Annotated in this window: 5 protein-coding genes, 1 tRNA gene and 2 pseudogenes; 2 read left to right on the top strand and 6 right to left on the bottom strand. The window is 34.7% G+C overall.

Translation table 11 applies throughout. The features are described from left to right. From RXO53_RS07835 to RXO53_RS07850, 4 genes and pseudogenes are all read right to left on the bottom strand, one after another. Positions 1-190: pseudogene (locus RXO53_RS07835) on the bottom strand (uridine phosphorylase); the annotation flags it as partial. Between the two features lie 258 nt (positions 191-448). Beyond that, a tRNA-Tyr gene (locus RXO53_RS07840) sits at positions 449-557 on the bottom strand. Positions 558-589: 32 nt separating this feature from the next. After that, on the bottom strand, positions 590-973 hold the full coding sequence (locus RXO53_RS07845) for a hypothetical protein (protein WP_410713667.1): 384 nt from the start codon (positions 971-973) through the stop codon (positions 590-592). Positions 974-1,194: 221 nt separating this feature from the next. After that, positions 1,195-1,455, bottom strand: a complete 261-nt coding sequence (locus RXO53_RS07850; protein WP_410713668.1) for a hypothetical protein — start codon at positions 1,453-1,455, stop codon at positions 1,195-1,197. Between the two features lie 130 nt (positions 1,456-1,585). On the opposite strand from RXO53_RS07850, the gene RXO53_RS07855 reads away from it, so the two are divergent. Continuing rightward, positions 1,586-2,362, top strand: a complete 777-nt coding sequence (locus RXO53_RS07855; RefSeq protein WP_410713669.1) for a hypothetical protein — start codon at positions 1,586-1,588, stop codon at positions 2,360-2,362. Here RXO53_RS07855 and RXO53_RS07860 read toward each other — a convergent pair. Together RXO53_RS07860 and twy1 are read right to left on the bottom strand one after the other, a co-directional pair. Further along, complete coding sequence (locus RXO53_RS07860; protein ID WP_410713670.1) at positions 2,314-2,655, bottom strand: hypothetical protein; 342 nt, start codon at positions 2,653-2,655, stop codon at positions 2,314-2,316. The genes RXO53_RS07855 and RXO53_RS07860 overlap by 49 nt on opposite strands. Before the next feature lie 44 nt (positions 2,656-2,699). Continuing rightward, positions 2,700-3,743 carry a 4-demethylwyosine synthase TYW1 gene (gene twy1 / locus RXO53_RS07865; RefSeq protein ID WP_410713671.1) on the bottom strand — a complete coding sequence of 348 codons (1,044 nt, stop codon included), beginning with the start codon at positions 3,741-3,743 and terminating at the stop codon, positions 2,700-2,702. 296 nt (positions 3,744-4,039) lie between these two features. On the opposite strand from twy1, the pseudogene RXO53_RS07870 reads away from it, so the two are divergent. Beyond that, positions 4,040-4,241 (top strand): annotated as a pseudogene (locus RXO53_RS07870) (hypothetical protein); the annotation flags it as partial. Positions 4,242-4,247: the final 6 nt, after the last annotated feature.

Raw genomic sequence — 4,247 nt, forward strand, 5'->3', positions numbered from 1 at the left:
AACTCTTATACTCTCTATGAGAAGAAATAATTTTGTAAGAATCCATATAAGATGCTATTATATCTACCCTATCGGGATCTCCAGGAAGAAGGACATATTTTGAGGTTTCTCCTGGTGATAATGATATGTGATATTGCTTACCTTCTTTAGTTTCAGGCTTTTTAGCACTTATAATTTTTTCATTAGCCATTTATATCCCCTAATTGATCTCCTCACCCTAAAGAGTAGTTCCTTAAGATCTAGAGGATTTCACCCCTTTTAACTACTCTTTTTCTACAATAAAAGACAAAGGTTCTCTTATTAATGATAAGATTTTATTTACTTCATTCTTTAATATGTTTTTCATTTAAAAAATACCCTGCCTTGAAAGGCACGATTGTTGTTTCTTTTATAAAATTACTTCTTGAAATTTTACAGAAACAAATAATGGCTCCTTTTTTAGAGGGGATGGTCCCGCCGCGGGGAATTGAACCCCGGACCACCCGGTATCGGCAAAGAAAGGCCGATACAGCCCTGTCCCACTACAGCCGGGCGCTCTGCCGCTGAGCTACGGCGGGCCGGCTTCATTTATAGATAGGTAACTAGGGATTTAAGGATTTTGCTCTTTTTTATAATTAAGTTTAAAATTATTTAACAATTCAATACAATTATTATAAATCATGTTCTCATTCATTTTACTGTCATTATCTTTAATATCCATAAAATATCTCAATGATATTATTTCAATAGCATTTGGCGTTATCGCTATTAAGCCCCTACATTTTTCAGTTATATTAAAATAGCAAAGCTCTACATCCTTTATAGAAATCTTGTTTATGCAATCTGGTTTAATATTTATTTGCTCGTAATAATCCATGGAATAAATAATTTCTTTATCAGTTATAATTTTAACTCCCCTTTGTTTATTATCTAAAACAAACTCCTCTCTGACCTCCTCCCCGCCCTTTAGGGTGGGGGTTTTCTGAGGTCTCAAGAGTTAACCCCTTTACGGGTGCTACTCTGTTGGTCATCCTCCCGAGCCGATATTGCGGGAGAAATCAGCTCCCACTCCTCATGTTTTAAGAGTTGACCAGACGAAGGCATCTGGAAAGCATCTCAAATATAAATAGTATTTTTGGTTTAAAAATTTAATTCCGCCCCTAGAAGGGGCAAGGTTTGTCATTCTCTGTATCAACAGATGCACCTAAAAATTTGTTATTCTTTTATTAAAGGAGAGGCTATTGTTAATTGGGAACCACAATATGGACAGTGGTATCTTAACCTCTTAGCATCTGCTGCACAGAAATAAGCATCAATAGTTTTTCCACACTTAGGGCATACATAAACTACTTCTTCGTGCCTTGCATTAGGCTTTTGACCTGATAAGTCTAAGTACCTTCCACAAATACGGCACCTTACTGTTATCCAACCTACATGACCCATTGCATTTGCTCCTTTCGCTAAGCCTATTGTCACTTTTCTGCACCTTAAAATCTTTTAGCAATTCGGCTTTAAATGTTTTCCTAGTATCCTTAAAATATCTATATGGATTTAAAAAGTAGGTTTATTATTCTTAATCCTGTATAGCATACGAAGGGGTAAGAATATGGTTTCAAGAGCAACGACCATAATGTTAATATTGTTTGCTGCTACTCTAATTTCTGCTGGAATTGGACTCTATACTTACAGCAACTACTCTAAACCACTTGCACATATATACCCACAGCCTCCTTTAAGTAAAATTTTAAATAAAATATCCTATATGCAATATCAAATATATTCTCCGATTTTTGGAAATTCTTATGTTAAACTTTTCAATAATGCTACATACCAAAATGGTACGGCAATTCTATATAATGCTACAACAAATAGTGCTGTTGAAAAAATAGTCTACAAATACAATGAAACAGAGCTAACTTTCTTAGGTGTTGTAATAGGTAATGTTACAATACCTATAAACACAACAAACTATTATACATTCTATACTAGTTCATATTATTTTACTAATCCCTACACAGGAACTTCTTATTTAGAGCCATTTCCTGGTATAGGCCCACTTTATGCAATTTATTATATCGGTCAAATATATAAGGTTGATTGGCAAGCAGTTTCTTTAGGTCAGGCACAACCAGCAAATTCTTATGCAACTATAAATATGGGATTTATAGATGTACCTGTGTTCAATAAAAAGTATCCAGGGTTTGAGATATCAATATCACCTGCATCAATTGCTGTAGTACCAACCAATTATCCAGTAACCTTCACAGCAACTGTAGTCTACATTGATGGAGTTTCTATTGCATCACAAATGACCATAGGGGTTAGTTCTGCTAATTACTTGTCTTTCACATTAACATCATTGAACTCCAATATTTCCTCATAATAAAATTCATTTAGTGCACTTATTTTAACAATATTTTCTGCATCTATAAAATATTTTGCAAACTCTATTATGTTTTCTATAGTTGGATTCCTAAAAGATTTTTTATACAGATTTACTAAGGCTTTATTATCTATTAAATATAAGAAATAAGATACTCTTTTATATAATCTAATTCCATCACTATTTAATCTTTCGTCCCTATTAAAAAATTTTGCATAGTTTTCAAGAAGGGCTCTTAGTATATTTTTTATTTCCTTATTAGCCGCCTTAGCTCCCTCAGAGCTTGCACCCATTTATCATCACATCAAAAATGTTTTTTCAATCATTGGGAGCTTTTTTATGGCTCATCATCATATTCTCCTGGACTTTCTTCCTCTTCTATACTATTCCATCCCATTGGCATACCATTTCCATATCTTATTGGCTTTTCCATTTTGCTTAATAACACAACCCTACTAGGAGCGCTTTCACTAACAATAGGGTAACTGCTTTCATTGCTTATTTTCTTTGCAACTTCTTTCACTTCATCGTAGTTTGGCATATTCTCTCTAGTTAGTCTACCTTTGCTTGCTCCAACATACATGTAAGCCTTTACCTCAACATAGTTTGGCAGTCCTAATCTGATTAGCTTAGCAAACCCCTTAATTGCTTCATCATTATCGTTAAAGCCTTTAACTACAGTAATTCTATAAACAGTAGTTGATGAAAAGCTTGGTAACATTTCTAGCGTTTCTAGTGTAAGTTCCCATCCTCTTGGAACTAAAGGTTTATTAAATAAATCATATGATTCTTTGTCCCAAGCTTCTAGACTAATATATAATTGGGAAGGCTCTTCATCTAGGTTAGCTAGAATATCTGGTCTAATACCCCTTGTAACTAGAAAAGTAGATACGCCTCTGTTATGGAATTCTTTTATTAACTCTCCTAATCTTGGATATAAAGTTGCTTCTCCAGTTAGACTTATCGCTACATGTTTTGGATTCATAGCTTCTTGATACATCTTTAGGTCAGTTCCTTTCCTGCCCTTATAACCACTCATAATTCTTCTATATTCTTTTATAGCATTTTCTACAATAAATTTAGGATCGTCATTATAAGGCATATTTGTTTCATTCCATTCTAGACCTACATCTTGAGGTCTTAACCTCCAACAATGCATACATGCATTCCAACACCAATGATTAGAAACACTCAATTGAATGCATCTATGACTTTCAATTCCATAAAACTTAGATTTATAGCAAAATCTATGTTCTGCCATTGCTGCGTGATTCCAATAACATTTCTTTACAGAACTATGGTTTCCAATTAAATGATATCCCTGTTTTTCAAGTCTTTCATTTAGTGCCTGATAAATTTCTTCTGTTTTAAGCTCTGCCATCTTTTCGCCACCCATAGTTGGGGAGCCTCGCTCTTTAGGGCGAGGGAAGTTTATTAAATTCAGTATTGTTAAGAATAAAAAAAGCTTATAAGTTTTTAATATGATTCTTATTTTGAATTTGGACATACAAGTCTAATAGACTATAAGCCATATGATATCCTTAGCTATTGGTAAGCTCTGATAATTTATGCAGACCTTGAGAGGGCTGAATCCTTTCTCATGTTAATAGAAATCTTTTTATACCTATTTATTATCAACTAATCTTGTGAAGAGACTGCGAGACATAAGGATGGACAAAGATTGTTTATCAACCCGATGGGGGCGATCCCCCAAGGGTTGGTGTTTGCGAAAGGGGGAAGGAAAAGGGCTGGAGATGTGACCCCCGTGCCGTTGGGGTCGAAGGAGTCCCATGACCCACCTACCACAAGTGGGTGGTTGAGGGCTAAGTCCCTACACTTGATCATGATTGAAGATAAAATGATTGAAATGAAAGTGTAGGGACAA

Source organism: Caldisphaera sp., assembly GCF_046536515.1.
Taxonomy (GTDB): Archaea; Thermoproteota; Thermoprotei_A; order Sulfolobales; family Acidilobaceae; genus Caldisphaera.

Coding starts and splice junctions, on each gene's coding strand:
- RXO53_RS07855 (WP_410713669.1), top strand. CDS start 1,586: ATGGTTTCAAGAGCAACGACCATAATGTTAATATTGTTTGCTGCTACT.
- twy1 (WP_410713671.1), bottom strand. CDS start 3,743: ATGGCAGAGCTTAAAACAGAAGAAATTTATCAGGCACTAAATGAAAGA.
- RXO53_RS07860 (WP_410713670.1), bottom strand. CDS start 2,655: ATGGGTGCAAGCTCTGAGGGAGCTAAGGCGGCTAATAAGGAAATAAAA.